The sequence below is a fragment of the Homoserinimonas flava genome, from assembly GCF_054969005.1.
In genome coordinates, this window is record NZ_JBUEQS010000001.1 from 430,972 (window position 1) to 444,384 (window position 13,413).

Here is a 13,413-nt window from a genome sequence, read left to right on the forward strand (position 1 = left end):
GCAGTTTCGGATGCTACGGCAGCCGTGCGCGGTGCCACTGGCCAGTTCCACCCACCGAGACGGACGACATGACGCTCATCGACTCGACCATCCACCACACCGTCTCTGAGGGCAACCCCTCGGATGGCACTGTTCGCGAAGCATCCGAAGGGCACGACCCCTCCCGCTGGGTCGCCGTGTGCCCCCTGTCCGAGCTTGCACCGGGGTGGGCAGAGGCCGCGCTCGTTGGTGACGAGCAGATCGCTCTTGTATACCTTGGCGTCGGTGACCAGGGTGAACCTCAGCTTCATGCCGTGAGCCATCACGATCCGCACACGGGCTCGCCCGTCATGGCGAGAGGCATCATCGGCTCACGGTACGTCGAGGGAGAGGGGCACCGCCCCACCATCACCTCCCCGCTGCTGAAGCAGGTGTACGACCTCGTCACTGGCGCGTGCTTCAGTGACCCGGCGCTCATGCTCGACACCTTCCCTTCCCGCCTCGTCGACGGGATGGTCGAGGTTGAGGTGCCCGGGTGACGATCGCGCTCGCTGCGATTTCGCACGGCACCTCGTCCCCGCTCGGTCAAGGCGCGGTGGCGTCGCTCGTCGCCGCCGTGGCGGACAGGCTCTCGCCAGTGCCAGTGTTCGGCGGGTTTGTCGATGTGCAGCAGCCAGATGTCGAGGCGACGCTCATGGCAGCCTCGCCGTCCCCCGTCGTCGTGGTGCCACTGCTGCTTTCTGCCGGCTACCACGTTCACGTCGACCTCACCGACTCTCTTGAAGCCGAACCTCGGCCCACCGTGCTCGCTGAAGCGCTCGGCCCTGACCGTCGACTCGCCGATCTGCTCATCACCCGCCTCCTCTCGCTCGGGCTGCGATCGTCAGACCGCATCGTGCTCGCGTGTGCCGGTTCGAGTGATGTGCGCGCCGTCGAGGACTGCCGCGAAATGGGGCGGATGCTCTCGGCATCGCTCGGCATGCCGGTGCGGGTCGGTTTCATCTCGGCCGCAACCCCGAGCCTCGGCGATGCGGTTGCGCTCGAACGTGCCGCGGCACCGTGCTCCCGTGTCGTCGTGAGCACGTATCTCTTGGCGCCAGGCTACTTCGCTGACCTCGCCGCGGCCTCGCATGCCGATCTCGTCTCGCCGCCACTGCTGCTCGACCACGTCACGCCGGATGCTGGACTCGTCGATGTCGTTGTCGATCGCTATAGGGTTGCGAGCCGTCGCCTCGAGTCGTTCGCCGCGGCGCCGGCACCAGGGGTCCCGCTCGGCCTTGCGTAGACTTTGCGCGTGCGCATCGACATCGTCACGATCTTTCCCGAATTCTTCTCCGTGCTCGACGTCTCCCTTCTCGGCAAGGCGCGACAGAGTGGGCTGATCGACCTTGGGGTCCATGACCTTCGCGACTTCGCACGCGACCGACATCGCACGGTTGACGACACCCCGTATGGCGGTGGCGCCGGCATGGTGATGAAACCCGAGCCGTGGGGCGAGGCGCTTGACACCATCATCGACGGTGACGGGGGCGAGATCGATGCGGGCACGCGTGCGAAGCATCCGTCACCGACCATCATTTTTCCCTCGCCAGCCGGCGAGGTGTTCACGCAGTCGATGGCGCGGGAGTTCGCGACGCACGAACACCTCGTGTTCGGATGCGGGCGTTACGAGGGCATCGACCAGCGTGTCATCGACTATGTCGCAGGCAAGGCGACCGTGCGTCTTGTGAGCCTCGGAGATTACGTGCTCAACGGTGGCGAAGTCGCGACTATGGCGATGATCGAGGCGATCGGCAGGCTCATCCCCGGTGTCATCGGCAATCCGATGAGCCTCATTGAGGAGAGTCATGAGGCTGGCCTGCTCGAGTACCCCAGCTACACCAAGCCCGCGGAATGGAGAGGTCTGGCGGTGCCCCCAGTGCTTCTCAGTGGCAACCACGCAGCAATCGCCGCGTGGCGGCACGAGCAGCAGGTCGAACGCACTCGTCGCGTGCGCCCCGAACTTCTGCCACCGCCTTCGCTCGACTGAGCGCCGAGAGCACCAAGATCGGCGCACTCTTAGGCTGCCGCGCGTACCCTGAGTTCATGACGATTCGCCGTTCCGTCTTTCTCGCCCAGTTCGTGGCCGCCATCGTCTTCCCCCTGTGGCTTCTTATCGGTCGCGGGCTCCTCGCCGATGGTTCCGGCTGGGATTTCGTGCTCCTCCTTGTGCTCGCTCCGGCGCTCAGCGTGCTGATGCTCGTGACGGCCGCCATCACGTGGAGCCGCAAGTCGGTGCGCGATGCGAGGGCGGTGTCCTGGATCGATGCCGGCATCCTCAGTGCGCTGTGGGTGTCGATCGCCTTCGCAGGCGCTATCGCTCACGTCGTCTTCGCTGTGCTCGTCGTCGTGCTCGCGGTCGCGGCCTTCTGGTCCGCCGTCTGGCAGTGGTTTGCCGAGGCACGCCGGCGCGTCAAGACGGCGATCGACGACCTCGGCTTCACCGCGGTGCCCGCCGAACAATATCGGGCGCGTCGGCCAACGGTGCCGGGCAGGCCGAGTGCGGATGCTCCGCTTCGTGGTCAGGTCATCCGCATCGAGCCGGCCGAGGAGAGGCCGCCGGGGGATTAGCATGCCGATGCCCGCGTGTGGCACAATGATCTATTGTGCCTCCGCACGACTCTGCCACAGGGGAGTCTGCATGTCTCAGGCGCCATCCCATCTTCTGCAGTACTAAAGAACGCGGTCGACCTGTGGCGGTCGCAGAGAGCGAACTAACATGCATATTCTCGACGCAGTCGACGCGGCTTCACTCCGCACCGATATTCCGGAGTTCCGCGCTGGTGACACCGTCAAGGTTCACGTCAACATCATCGAGGGCACGCGCTCACGTATCCAGATCTTCCAGGGCGTCGTAATCGGCCGCCAGAACGAGGGCGTCCGTGAAACGTTCACGGTTCGCAAGGTCAGCTTCCAGGTCGGCGTCGAGCGTACCTTCCCGGTGCACTCTCCCGTGATTGACCACATCGAGGTCGTCACGCGAGGCGACGTGCGCCGCGCCAAGCTCTACTACCTGCGCGATCTCCGTGGCAAGAAGGCCAAGATCAAGGAGAAGCGCGAGAACTAGTCTCCGCGTTCATCCGACGCCCGCAGCAAACGCGTCCACCTGAGCTCCCCACCACATAAACTGGTGGGGAGCTCAGGGGTTTAATGGCAGAAGATTCATCGTCGGTGCACGCTGCTACCGACGGCACAACGCGGCGTCGCCGAGGCGCTCTCCTGTTCCTTCGTGATCTGGTGCTGATCTTTCTCGCCGCGGTCATTATCTCGGTTGGTATCAAGACGTTTCTCGTGCGTTCGTTCTACATTCCGTCGTCGTCGATGGAGAACACCCTCCAGGTCAACGACCGCATCATCGTCAACCAGCTGGTTCCCGACGTCATCGATATCGAGCGCGGCGACATTGTTGTGTTCGAAGACCCGGGCGGCTGGCTCGCACCGGTCAGTACCGAGACTCGGGCGCCGATCGTCGAAGCCCTTGACTGGTTTCTCAGCGTTGTCGGCCTGAGTGCGCCCGATAGCAACGACCACCTCATCAAGCGCGTCATCGGCCTGCCGGGAGATGAGGTTGCATGCTGCAACTCGTTCGGTCAGATGTCGGTGAATGGCGCTCCGCTCGAAGAGCCCTATCTCAAACTGCCTGATCGGGTGACGAGAGTGTCGAACGAGGACTTTGCAGTCACCGTGCCAGAGGGCGCTCTCTGGGTCATGGGCGACAACCGCTACAACTCGTGTGATTCGCGATGCAATGTCACCGGACCAAGCGAAGGCTTCGTGCCGATTGAGAATGTTGTCGGCCGCGCCGTCATGATCAGCTGGCCCACCGACCGATGGCTTTGGCTCGACAACTATCCGACCGTGTTTGCGGGCATCGGTGAGTCCGAGGCGGCAGGCTAGCGTGGCGACGGCAGCCCCGACTCTCGCCATCGAATCCGGCTTCCACCGCGACGGCGCCCGCTATGTCATCGGGGTCGACGAGGTGGGGCGAGGCGCCATTGCCGGCCCGGTCGGTGTCGGCATGTGTGTGGTTGACGCCTCGGTGGCACCCGTGCCGGAGGGGCTTCGGGATTCGAAGCTGTTGACTGAGCGGCGACGTGAGGCACTCGAACCTCTCGCCCGTCAGTGGGGCCTCGTCACTGCGGTCGGGCTCGCTTCGGCCGCCGAAGTTGACGCGTTAGGCATTCGCGCCTGCCTCGGACTTGCCGGCAAACGGGCGCTCGCATCGCTCCACGAGGCGGGAGTGCCAGTGCTCGAGTGCGCGATCCTCCTCGACGGGCACTTCGACTGGTTGAGCCCAGCGCTTTCGACGCCGCTCCTCGTGACGCCGCGCATCAAAGCCGACCGCGACTGCGCGTCGGTCTCTGCGGCATCCGTCGTTGCCAAGGTGCACCGCGATCACCTCATGATCGACGCGGATGCACGCCTGCCCGGCTACGGCTGGAGCGGAAACAAGGGCTATGGCAGCGCCGCGCATTTCGCCGCCATCGACGAGCTCGGGGCGACAGAACTCCATCGCCACACCTGGCTGCGCCAAGGGGAGCTTGTCGGCGCTGTCGAGGGCGCGGCGTCGCTGGCATCGGATGCTGGCGCCAGCGTCTTGGCGGCGAAGGACCGCGTCTGACGGCGCAGCCGATGGCGCGTAAGATTGAGCCGCTATGGAAGATGACGAGTTCGAAGACTACGACCGCGAGGTCGAACTGGCGCTGTTCCGCGAGTATCGCGACGTGGTGTCGCAGTTCCGCTATGTGGTCGAAACCGAACGACGCTTCTACCTCGCCAACGAGGTCGAACTCATCCGCCAAGACACGGAGCATGACTTCTATTTCGAACTGTCGATGAAAGACGTCTGGGTGTGGGATGTCTACCGTTCCGACCGTTTCGTCAAGGCCGTTCGCGTGCTCACGTTCAAGGATGTCAACGTCGAAGAGCTCAACGCCAAAGAACTCGAGCTGCCGAAGGAACTCGCGCTCGACGAGTGATCGCGCCCACCGGGCGCAACGACTGTTGCAGGCGTCGCGTTACTGGCCGGCGGAGCAGGTGTACGTCGCGGCCGACGAGCCGGTGATCGAGTCCGGCAATGCGACCACTTCGTCGCTTGTGTCGGCCGGGGCCTCGCTCGCTGAGGGGGAGTCGGCATCCGTCTCGGTGGGCGTCTCGGCATCCGTCTCTGTGGGAGTCTCGACCGGTGCGTTCGGATTCTCTACGGCGCCGTCGCCAGCTTCGCCCGTGATGGCGATCGGCTGATCGGCGCGGATTGCGTCGAAAAGGGCCGTCGCATCATCGGTCTTGGCGAGCACGCCGCTTTGACCGCCGCTGTCGCCGTAATACGTCGGGTACTGGGCGAACACGATCCGATCGAGTGGGATGTCCTTCAGGGCGAGCGCAATCGAGGCGAGGGTCGACACGTTCTGCAGGCTGTTCGACATCTCCATGTTCTGCACGGCTGCCTGGGCAAGGGCGTAGACCTTCACAGGGTCGGAGAGAGTATCTGCACTCTTGATGGTGCGTGCGAGCGATGACAGGAACACCTGCTGGTTGCTGATGCGGGAGATATCGCTGCCGTCACCGACGCCGTAGCGCGAGCGCACGAACTGGAGCGCATCGAAACCTGAGAGCGTGTGCTCACCCGCGCTGAGGTAAAAGCCGATCTGGTGGTCGTTGATGTCGCTTGCGACACACACCGGCACGCCGCCGACCGCATTCGACATCTGGATGACACCGTCGAACTCGATCATGGCCGCGTACGGGATGTCGAGACCCGTGAGTTTTTCGACCGTGAGCACCGTGCACGCGAGCCCACCGTAGGTGAGCGTGGTGTTGATCTTCTGCGAGCTCATCGCGTTGTAGCTGCCCTCGCCGTCTTCATCGGGGCACGCGGGAATCTCGACAAAAAGGTCACGCGGAAAGCTCACAACGGTCGCGTGCGTGTGGTCCTCGGAGATGTGCAGCAGCATTGTCACATCGTTGAGCGTTTGGCCCCGCTCGCCATAGGCGGCATTGCCTCCGCCGCTGTCACTGCCGACCAGCAGGAGATTGACGCCACCCTCAATCGCACCAATGTCGGGAATGTCATCTTCGCCGACGAGCTCAATGCCCGGAGCGATCTGACTCGTGATGCTCGCAACAGCGACACCGGCGACAGCGAGCGTGCTCACAAGCGTGACGGCGAGTGCCGCCCCGATGAGCTTGATCATTCCGCGCGCGGTACCAGTGCGTGGGAGACGCCCGTGTCGAGCGATTGGCCGCATCGACACCATCGGATCTGCCGCGGGGGAGGCGTCCTTCGAACGGCGGGAGCGAGATTGAGGAGTCACAGCGGCCCAGCTTAACCGCGCTTCCCTGAGCGTCAGCCCATATCGAAGGGCGTGCCGATAGGGCTCCCGCGGCGTCGCTCCTCCCCACCCTGCGGTTTCACCCTATGTCCACGGGTACGGAGCAGGCCGGGGGCCCGATACCCCCAAGGCGCGATGCTCGGATGCGGAGGTGGCCATGGCTGCGAAAGATGAGCTTGGGCGGTGGGGCGAGAGCCATGCCGCCGCGTTCCTTGCATCCGCCGGATACACGATTCTGGAGAAGAACTGGCGGTGCGAGCAGGGTGAGATCGACCTGATTGCACGAGACGGAGGCGACACGGTCTTTGTCGAAGTGAAAACTCGCTCGGGGCTGCGCTTCGGACATCCGCTCGAAGCCATCACCCCGGCGAAGCTTGCGCGGCTGCGCAGGCTCGCGCTTGCCTGGTGCGCCGCCAACCCAACGACCGAAGGCGAGCGCAGGAGCATTCGCATCGATGCCATCGCGATCGTGCGACGACAGGGCCTGCAGCCGGTTGTCGAGCACCTGCAGCGGGTGTTTTGATGGCAGTTGCACGGACCCGCGCCATCGCCCTGCTCGGGCTCACCGGCGCACTCGTTGAGGTCGAAGCCGACATCTCGAGTTCGCTCCCAGGGTTCGCGTTGATCGGGCTGCCAGATGCTGCGCTCGGTGAAGCTCGCGAGCGGGTGAGGGCCGCCGCATCCAATTCGGGATGTCCACTTGCGAGTCGCAAGATCACAGTCAACCTTTCACCCGCTGCGCTGCCGAAGCACGGCTCCGGTTTCGATCTCGCGATCGCGCTCGCAGCGCTTGCCGCCGACGGTGCGGTGTCAGCCGAATCGGTCGAGCGAGTGGTGCATCTCGGCGAGCTCGGACTTGATGGTCGTCTTCGGCCAACGGTCGGCATTCTTCCCTCCGTGGTCGCGGCGGCGCGGGCAGGGGTCGAGGTGGTCATGGTGCCGAAGGGCAACGAAGATGAGGCGTCGCTTGTGCCCGGTGTTCGCATCGCTGCGGTGGCATCGCTCCGCGACGCGGCCATCTGGCACGGCGCAGAGCTCGACCCGATCGCCGTGGAGGTGCTTCGCGGTGCTCCACCCGCCGAGCCGGATGCGACGACAGCAGACCTCAGCGATGTCGTCGGCAACCCCGATGCAATTCAAGCGCTCATCGTCGCGGCCGCAGGCGGCCATCACATCTTCATGCTCGGACCACCCGGGGCTGGCAAGACCATGCTTGCCGAGCGACTGCCCGGGCTCCTGCCACCCTTGACCCCGGAGCAGTCGCTCGAGGTGAGTTCGCTCCGGTCTCTCGTCGGCAGACCGGTGGGAGCGACGCTCGCAGCGGCGGCACCATTTGAGGCGCCGCACCACACCGCAACTGCCGCGTCGCTGGTGGGCGGTGGCAGCGGCATCATCCGCCCGGGTGCTGCAGCACGAGCCTCACACGGAGTGCTGTTTCTCGACGAAGCTCCCGAATTCTCATCGTCCGTGCTCGATGCGCTGAGACAGCCACTCGAGTCGGGGTGCATCACCATCCATCGGGCCAACTCGGTGGCATCGTTCCCTGGTCGCTTCCAACTCGTCCTCGCGGCAAATCCGTGTCCGTGCGGCCAGTACGGGGCAAGCGACGCCGACTGCGCGTGCACACCGCACAATCGCCGCCGGTACTTGGCACGCCTCTCGGGTCCGCTCCTCGACCGCATCGACATCCAGATGCGGGTCACCAGAATCACGGCGGCACAACTGCGGATGGCCGGCGGCGGGGGTGTTTCGACTCGCGAAGCGCGAGAACAGGTCCGCGTGGCACGTGAGCGCGCCAGAACCCGGCTTCGCGACACCCCCTGGACGCTCAATGCTCACGTGGCCGGCAGTTGGCTCCGGAGCGCCGAGATGCGTCCAGCGCCGGCCGCCACTGTGGCGCTCGACCGAGCGCTCGAACGCGGTGGCATCACGATGCGCGGATACGACCGCGTTCTGCGCACCGCGTGGACCATTGCCGATCTTGCGGGTTCGGCGACCCTGGGCCCTGACCACGTCGGTCGGGCCCTCTTTTTGAGACGAGGCATCACATGACACTGTTCGGACTCGGCGATCCCGAAATCGGGACGCTCGCACAGGCCCTCCGGGGGCGCGACCTCGATCTCGATGAGGTGGGAGAAACGATGGCGAGAGCGACCTGGTCAGGGCTCGCCGAGCCGGGAGACCGCATTGCTGGCAATCTCATCGGTGCACTCGGTGCACCCCTCGCACTGGCGGCGCTCGTCGAGGACTGGAGCAGTGACCGCATCCACGCTGCGCTCGACACGGCCTCAGCGACGACGGTCGAAGAGATCACGGCAGGGCTCGAACGCTGGAAGCCGCGACTCCGCTCCGCATCGATCCTCATTGCCATGAAGCAGGGTGTCCGTCTCGGAGCCACCCTCCTCGTGCCGGGAGACCCGCAGTGGCCGAGCGGTCTCGATGACCTTGGCGATCATGCGCCGACAGCATTGTGGGTGCGCGGGACCGACGACGCCGTGAGCGGCATCAGTACCTCGATTTCACTCGTCGGCGCGCGTGCGGCGACGGGGTATGGGGAGCACGTCACGATGGAGGCGTCGGCGGGCCTGGTCGATCGCGGCTTCACGATCGTCTCGGGAGCCGCATACGGGATCGACGGAATGGCGCACCGTGCCGCCCTCGCAAGTCGCGGCCACACCGTCGCCTTTCTCGCCGGCGGGGTAGACCGCTTCTATCCCTCTGGGCACGATGCACTGCTCTCGCGAATGGTCGCCGATGGCGCAGTTATCACCGAGCTCCCACCCGGTGCACAACCCAGCAAATGGCGGTTCCTCCAGCGAAATCGGCTTATCGCGGCGGCGAGTCAGGCGACCGTCGTGCTCGAAGCAGGGTGGCGGTCGGGCTCGTTGAATACCGCCGGGCACGCTGCGGCACTCGGCCGGGCCCTCGGTGCTGTGCCCGGACCCGTGACAAGTCCCGCGTCCGCCGGATGCCATCGACTCATCCGCGATTTCGATGCCGTCTGCGTCACCTCGGCCCAGGAGATGGCAGAGCTCGTGCCCGATGGCACGCTCGCGCCAAACTTGCGTGCCGGGGTGCGCCCGAGCGTCGGGCAAGAACCGTCATCGGATTCACCCGGCGCGGTGCGCGTGCTCGACGCGCTGAGTCGTCGCAGCGCTCGCAGTGCCGACGATGTTGCTGTGCGCGCCGGCATGGCGCTCGCCGAAGTGCAGGCCGAACTCGGCCTCCTCGAACTGGAGGGACGGGCGACAGAACGGGAGCGAGGCTGGGTGCGCGTCGGGTGAGCGCTGTGGGCAGCATCTCTCGCCGCGTCGAGTGGTGCGGGCGGGGCATCCACCGAATACTGTGAAGGCGTGATCCAACTCGGCAGGCACCCCGACCCCACCCATGTCATCGCCCACATCAGCGACACGCACTTCCTCGCTGGCGAGCGCCGGCTCTTCGGCGCCGTCGACACCGATCACAACCTCCTTCAGGCACTCGCGCAGTTAGAACGCTCTGACATCCGCCCGGAGGCGCTCGTCTTCACGGGAGACCTCGCTGACCTCGGAGAACCCGACGCCTACAGGCGACTCCGCGCCATTGTCGAACCGGCCGCAGCCCGCATGGGCGCCCAAGTCATCTGGGTGATGGGCAACCACGACGAGCGCCTGCAGTATTCGCAGGCACTCTTCGGCGGGGAAGGTTCTGAAGCTCCACAAGACCGTGTTTTTGACATCCGCGGGCTTCGAATCATCTCGCTCGACACCACAGTGCCCGGATACCATCACGGTGATCTCAGCGACGAACAACTCGGCTGGCTGGCCAACGAGCTCGCGACACCGGCAGAGCACGGCACCCTCATCGCAGTGCACCACCCGCCGATTCCGACCCCGCTGCTCTGGGCGATGCAGATGCTTGAACTTCACAACCAAGACCGCTTCGCGGAGGTCATCGCCGGCACGGATGTCCGCGGCATCCTCGCTGGCCACCTGCACTACTCGACGCACAGCCTCGTCGCCGGCATTCCTGTCTCGGTCGCCGCAGCGACCTGCTACACCCTCGACCTCACTGCGAAAGATCGGCTGCTCTCCGGTCGTGACGCGGCGCAGTCGATGAATATCGTGCACACCTATCCTGATCGCATCGTGCATTCGATTGTGCCGATCGGCGACAGCCCCGAGATCTCTGGCGTCGACGCAGCGCACCGAGCAAGCATCGAAGCGATGACCCACGACGAGCGCATTGCCATGTTCTCCAAAAAGGATTCTCCGTTCAATCTCGGCGCCGAGCCAGAGGCGTGACATGCGGCTCGACGACGCGGTCGACGCCTACACGCGATACCTCCGGCACGAACGGGGATTCAGCGAAAACACCGTGCGCGCCTACCGCGCCGACCTGCTCGGGTTATCCGAGTTCGCCCACGAGCAGGGCGTTGACGATTTCGAAGCGCTCGGCCTCGAACTCCTTCGCGACTGGCTGTGGCGAGAATCGCAACGAGGGCTCTCCAAGGCGACCCTGGCCAGACGATCGGCGTCGGCTCGTGGGCTCAGCGCCTGGTGGGCGCGTCATCACGACGGTGAGACGGATGCCGCGGCGCGGCTTCGCGCCCCGCGACCCGACCGCCACCTCCCGCGGGTGCTCACGCGCGCGCAGATGGACGCAATGCTCGACTCTCTCTGGCAGCGTGCGCGCGGAGCGGAGCCTGCTGCCCTCCGCGATCTCGCGATCATCGAACTCCTCTACGCCTCGGCGCTCCGAGTGAGTGAGCTTGTCGGTCTCGACATTGACGACGTCGACCTGTCGCGGCTCACCGTGCGCGTCACGGGCAAGGGGTCGAAGCAGCGTGTGGTGCCGTTTGGGGTGCCGGCGAAGCAGGCGATCGTTGACTACCTGAGCGACGCGAGGCCGATACTTTTCGCGACGGGCGGGGGAGGTGCTGGTCGGGCGGTCTTCATTGCCGATCGGGGTGGGCGCCTCGGCGCGCGCGCGGTGTACACGCTCGTCTCGTCGCTACTCGAGGCGATTCCGGGCGGCGGCCCGGCCGGCCCTCACGCCCTCCGGCATACGGCCGCGACGCATCTCCTCGATGGGGGAGCGGACCTCCGAGCCGTGCAGGAACTCCTCGGCCATGCCAGCCTCGGCACAACGCAGGTTTACACCCACGTCTCGCTCGATCGACTCCGAACGTCGTATCAATCAGCGCACCCGCGTGCCTAGCGTCGCTCACAGCGCACGCAAAGCCGCTTGAGTGAGAGTGTTGGGTGTGCCAATGCAGATTCGGTACACCACAACGCACCTGTCCCACCTCGTGCCTCTGCTCCGCCTCACCAGACCCTGCAACCGAAAGTCTCCCTGTGCTCTTTTCTTCTCCGGCCAAACGCCGCGCTCTTCCCGCCGTCATTGCTCTTGCGGTGGGTGCCACCCTTGCGCTCTCTTCGTGCGCATCGGATGAGGCTGACGACGACACCGCAACGACCTCCGCCTCCGCTGAATGCGCAAGCGGAGGTGCCGCATCCGCATCGGTCACAGTTGAGGGCGAGGCCGGCACAACCCCGGTCGTCTCATTCGAAACCCCGATCGAAACCGACCGCACCGAGCGCACTGTGCTCATCGAGGGCGACGGCGTCGATGAGGCAACCGACGGATCAACCGTCGGCGTCTCTTACACGCTGTTCCACGGTGGCACCGGCGAGCAGATCGAATCCACGGGGCATGGGGCAGAAGCGTCACCCGTTGGCTTCGTCATCGACGAGACCCAGTTTCTCCCCGGAATCGTGAAGGCACTCAACTGCGCTGTTGCGGGCGATCGCATCGTCGCAGTGATCCCATCGGCAGACGCGTTTGGTGAAGCAGGCAGCACCGATCTTGGCGTAGGCGCTGATGACACGCTCGTGTTCGTCTTCGATGTCACCGACGTCATTCACGCCGTCGATGCGGCGGCCGACATGGTTATCGTCGAGCCCGACTCCGAGGGAATGCCCTCCGTGACCTACGCCGACGACGGCACACCGACGGTGACCCTCCCCGACTCCGAACCGCTCACCGAACTCACGCTTGCGGTCATCACCGAGGGTGACGGTGAGGTCGTCGCTGAGAACGATTCCGTTGAGGTTCACTACACGGGGGTCAACTGGAACACCGGCGAAACCTTCGACTCTTCGTGGTCCCGTGGCGAGTCGACATCGTTCACGACCGACAGCGTCATCCCAGGCTTCGGTGCAGCGATCGTTGGACAGACGATCGGATCGCAGGTGGTCGTCGTGATTCCGCCGGACTACGGCTACGGCTCCAGCGGAACCGAGGGCATTGGCGGCACCGACACGATCATCTTTACGATCGACATCATCAGCGCCACCGCGGGCGGCTGATTTGCTCACTCCTCCCGGCCGCAGTGCAACACACGGGACTGTCTCACGGGACTGACTCATGAGGCACCGCGCGTCGGGAGGAGCACAGATCTCGGGAGCCCTTCGAGGAGCAGAAGGGGTGACACGTACTCGTCATCGAGTCGCACACCGAAGTGGAGGCAGGCGCTCGCACAGTGTCGAGCGACGACATCGAGTGTGCCGATCGCGTCTCCGGCGCGAACAAGGTCGCCGGCGGCGAGGGTTGTCGTGACCGGCTCATAGCTTGAGATGAAGCCGCCAGCATGACGCACCGAGAGCACCGGTCGGTCGACGACGGTGCCCGCGAAATGCACGGTGCCGTCTGCCGGGGCAAAGATCGTCTCTCCAGGCGCCGCAGCGATGTCGATGCCTCGGTGCCCAGCGCTGTAGCGATCGGCTGGTGCCCGAAACGGATGCACGATCGCGTGGGGTGGGGCGACCGGCCAGTCCCACCGTTGCGGGTCAACAGTGGCCGCTTCTCTCGTCTGCGCGGCGACGGAGACGGCGGGGGAGACGGATCCGAGACCGACGGCGAGGACTGCGCCGAGGATGCTGAGCCGAAGCATCCTCGCAGACGTGAGAAGCGGCACGCATGAAGGATCGCGCACGAGGCAAGCGCGCCGCAGCGCTCGCTGTCGTGATGTGGAGTCGAGGGTCTCGAGTGCTCCTGGGGAGGAAGCGTGCCTGCCTCTAGC

General features: G+C 65.3%; 16 protein-coding genes. 14 read left to right on the forward strand and 2 right to left on the reverse strand.

Annotated elements, in window-relative coordinates; genetic code table 11:
* The first annotated feature begins 68 nt into the window (after nucleotides 1–68).
* The 8 genes from ACY48M_RS01995 (at nucleotide 69) to ACY48M_RS02030 (ending at nucleotide 4,997) form a co-directional block, all read left to right on the forward strand.
* Nucleotides 69–518: a nitrite reductase (NAD(P)H) small subunit gene (locus ACY48M_RS01995; protein ID WP_462818565.1), complete on the forward strand. Its 450-nt coding sequence runs from the start codon at nucleotides 69–71 to the stop codon at nucleotides 516–518.
* Entirely contained in the window at nucleotides 515–1,264 is a 750-nt protein-coding gene (locus ACY48M_RS02000) for a sirohydrochlorin chelatase (RefSeq protein ID WP_462818566.1), read from the forward strand. Before ACY48M_RS01995 ends, ACY48M_RS02000 begins: the two co-directional genes overlap by 4 nt.
* Before the next feature lie 9 nt (nucleotides 1,265–1,273).
* Nucleotides 1,274–2,008: a tRNA (guanosine(37)-N1)-methyltransferase TrmD gene (gene trmD / locus ACY48M_RS02005; protein ID WP_462818567.1), complete on the forward strand. Its 735-nt coding sequence runs from the start codon at nucleotides 1,274–1,276 to the stop codon at nucleotides 2,006–2,008.
* A gap of 56 nt (nucleotides 2,009–2,064) precedes the next feature.
* Nucleotides 2,065–2,589 carry an MFS transporter gene (locus ACY48M_RS02010; RefSeq protein WP_462818568.1) on the forward strand — a complete coding sequence of 175 codons (525 nt, stop codon included), beginning with the start codon at nucleotides 2,065–2,067 and terminating at the stop codon, nucleotides 2,587–2,589.
* Nucleotides 2,590–2,737: 148 nt separating this feature from the next.
* Nucleotides 2,738–3,085 (forward strand): 50S ribosomal protein L19, encoded by a 348-nt coding sequence (gene rplS / locus ACY48M_RS02015; protein ID WP_462818569.1) that lies wholly within the window; start codon nucleotides 2,738–2,740, stop codon nucleotides 3,083–3,085.
* An 83-nt stretch (nucleotides 3,086–3,168) separates the two neighbouring features.
* Nucleotides 3,169–3,915: a signal peptidase I gene (gene lepB / locus ACY48M_RS02020; protein WP_462818570.1), complete on the forward strand. Its 747-nt coding sequence runs from the start codon at nucleotides 3,169–3,171 to the stop codon at nucleotides 3,913–3,915.
* 1 nt (nucleotide 3,916) lies between these two features.
* Nucleotides 3,917–4,639, forward strand: a complete 723-nt coding sequence (locus tag ACY48M_RS02025) for a ribonuclease HII (protein WP_462818571.1) — start codon at nucleotides 3,917–3,919, stop codon at nucleotides 4,637–4,639.
* Between the two features lie 34 nt (nucleotides 4,640–4,673).
* Complete coding sequence (locus ACY48M_RS02030; protein ID WP_462818572.1) at nucleotides 4,674–4,997, forward strand: DUF2469 family protein; 324 nt, start codon at nucleotides 4,674–4,676, stop codon at nucleotides 4,995–4,997.
* Between the two features lie 39 nt (nucleotides 4,998–5,036).
* Here ACY48M_RS02030 and ACY48M_RS02035 read toward each other — a convergent pair whose 3' ends face one another.
* A complete protein-coding gene (locus ACY48M_RS02035; protein ID WP_462818573.1) occupies nucleotides 5,037–6,212 on the reverse strand; it encodes an LCP family protein in 1,176 nt (391 codons plus the stop codon).
* Between the two features lie 295 nt (nucleotides 6,213–6,507).
* On the opposite strand from ACY48M_RS02035, the gene ACY48M_RS02040 reads away from it, so the two are divergent.
* The 6 genes from ACY48M_RS02040 (at nucleotide 6,508) to ACY48M_RS02065 (ending at nucleotide 12,700) form a co-directional block, all read left to right on the forward strand.
* Nucleotides 6,508–6,873 (forward strand): YraN family protein, encoded by a 366-nt coding sequence (locus ACY48M_RS02040; protein WP_462818574.1) that lies wholly within the window; start codon nucleotides 6,508–6,510, stop codon nucleotides 6,871–6,873.
* Nucleotides 6,873–8,402, forward strand: a complete 1,530-nt coding sequence (locus tag ACY48M_RS02045) for a YifB family Mg chelatase-like AAA ATPase (RefSeq protein ID WP_462818575.1) — start codon at nucleotides 6,873–6,875, stop codon at nucleotides 8,400–8,402. Before ACY48M_RS02040 ends, ACY48M_RS02045 begins: the two co-directional genes overlap by 1 nt.
* Nucleotides 8,399–9,634: a DNA-processing protein DprA gene (gene dprA / locus ACY48M_RS02050; protein WP_462818576.1), complete on the forward strand. Its 1,236-nt coding sequence runs from the start codon at nucleotides 8,399–8,401 to the stop codon at nucleotides 9,632–9,634. Before ACY48M_RS02045 ends, dprA begins: the two co-directional genes overlap by 4 nt.
* 69 nt (nucleotides 9,635–9,703) lie before the next feature.
* Entirely contained in the window at nucleotides 9,704–10,633 is a 930-nt protein-coding gene (locus tag ACY48M_RS02055; protein ID WP_462818577.1) for a phosphodiesterase, read from the forward strand.
* Nucleotide 10,634: 1 nt separating this feature from the next.
* Nucleotides 10,635–11,549: a tyrosine recombinase XerC gene (locus tag ACY48M_RS02060; RefSeq protein ID WP_462818578.1), complete on the forward strand. Its 915-nt coding sequence runs from the start codon at nucleotides 10,635–10,637 to the stop codon at nucleotides 11,547–11,549.
* Between the two features lie 137 nt (nucleotides 11,550–11,686).
* Nucleotides 11,687–12,700 (forward strand): FKBP-type peptidyl-prolyl cis-trans isomerase, encoded by a 1,014-nt coding sequence (locus ACY48M_RS02065; protein WP_462818579.1) that lies wholly within the window; start codon nucleotides 11,687–11,689, stop codon nucleotides 12,698–12,700.
* 56 nt (nucleotides 12,701–12,756) lie between these two features.
* Here the strand turns inward: ACY48M_RS02065 and ACY48M_RS02070 are convergent, their stop codons facing one another.
* Nucleotides 12,757–13,308: a M23 family metallopeptidase gene (locus ACY48M_RS02070; protein ID WP_462818580.1), complete on the reverse strand. Its 552-nt coding sequence runs from the start codon at nucleotides 13,306–13,308 to the stop codon at nucleotides 12,757–12,759.
* Between the last annotated feature and the right edge of the window lie 105 nt (nucleotides 13,309–13,413).

Bases quoted from the DNA above. Each gene is read 5' to 3' on its own strand.
- ACY48M_RS01995 (WP_462818565.1), top strand. From the start codon at position 69: ATGACGCTCATCGACTCGACCATCCACCACACCGTCTCTGAGGGCAAC.
- ACY48M_RS02010 (WP_462818568.1), top strand. From the start codon at position 2,065: ATGACGATTCGCCGTTCCGTCTTTCTCGCCCAGTTCGTGGCCGCCATC.
- rplS (WP_462818569.1), top strand. From the start codon at position 2,738: ATGCATATTCTCGACGCAGTCGACGCGGCTTCACTCCGCACCGATATT.
- lepB (WP_462818570.1), top strand. From the start codon at position 3,169: ATGGCAGAAGATTCATCGTCGGTGCACGCTGCTACCGACGGCACAACG.
- ACY48M_RS02030 (WP_462818572.1), top strand. From the start codon at position 4,674: ATGGAAGATGACGAGTTCGAAGACTACGACCGCGAGGTCGAACTGGCG.
- ACY48M_RS02035 (WP_462818573.1), bottom strand. From the start codon at position 6,212: ATGATCAAGCTCATCGGGGCGGCACTCGCCGTCACGCTTGTGAGCACG.
- ACY48M_RS02040 (WP_462818574.1), top strand. From the start codon at position 6,508: ATGGCTGCGAAAGATGAGCTTGGGCGGTGGGGCGAGAGCCATGCCGCC.
- ACY48M_RS02045 (WP_462818575.1), top strand. From the start codon at position 6,873: ATGGCAGTTGCACGGACCCGCGCCATCGCCCTGCTCGGGCTCACCGGC.
- dprA (WP_462818576.1), top strand. From the start codon at position 8,399: ATGACACTGTTCGGACTCGGCGATCCCGAAATCGGGACGCTCGCACAG.
- ACY48M_RS02060 (WP_462818578.1), top strand. From the start codon at position 10,635: ATGCGGCTCGACGACGCGGTCGACGCCTACACGCGATACCTCCGGCAC.